Genomic DNA, 723 nt, shown 5'->3' on the forward strand with positions numbered 1-723 from the left:
TCTGCACCAGACATTTCATACAGATTATTGCCTAAGATGAATATTGAATTTGAAACTAATTATGCAGGATTTAAGACGACTAAGGGATTGTCTTTATCAAGTTTAGGTATTGTAGTTAAAGAAGAAGGGAATAAAATTATAAAAGAAAAGGAGACGTAACATGAGATTTCATTTGCGATATTTAGCTAAAAGATTATACATAAAGCGAGATAAGCTTTGGACAGTTTATATGAGCGATGAGGTGCAGTCTAAGCGAATAGATAAAACAATAGTTAATTTTCCAGTACTTGTTCCAGAAGATATTGACTATGATTATGTATATAGATACTTGAAAGAGTGGGTAGCAAAGAAGTATACAGATAATCTAGATATCAAGATTAATTAAACAGATGGAGATTATTTCTGTGAAACGAAGATAGGTTTCATGATGAATCGTATGTTGGAGAGGCTTTATACAGATTATAAGGAAATTTTACTTAGCAATTTAGAAAGGAAGGTTGTTGAGGAACCTAAGGTTGAGATAGCGGAACCTAGGGGTGATTTACCATTAGAAAGTGCTGAATCTATTGTTGATCCATCAGTAGAGGATGATGATTCTAAGGTTGCTTTGTCGTCTTCAGGTGAAGAAGAAGTTGGGAAGGAACAACAACAAAGCTAAGCGAGTTAAGGTTTCTAAAAAGCCTAAATTAGCAACAAGTGCTTAAGAATTATATGTGAATTATT

Annotated in this window: 2 protein-coding genes; both read left to right on the plus strand. The window is 33.1% G+C overall.

Annotated elements, in window-relative coordinates; translation table 11 throughout:
* Positions 1–160: 160 nt before the first annotated feature.
* On the plus strand, positions 161–385 hold the full coding sequence (locus tag U881_RS13005) for a hypothetical protein (protein WP_051374009.1): 225 nt from the start codon (positions 161–163) through the stop codon (positions 383–385).
* A 51-nt stretch (positions 386–436) separates the two neighbouring features.
* The gene (locus U881_RS13010; protein ID WP_235048101.1) at positions 437–658 is read left to right on the plus strand and encodes a hypothetical protein; all 222 of its coding nucleotides are present in this window, start codon (positions 437–439) and stop codon (positions 656–658) included.
* Positions 659–723 lie beyond the last annotated feature (65 nt).

The sequence above is a fragment of the Borrelia persica No12 genome, assembly GCF_000500045.1.
Classification (GTDB): Bacteria; Spirochaetota; Spirochaetia; order Borreliales; family Borreliaceae; genus Borrelia; species Borrelia persica.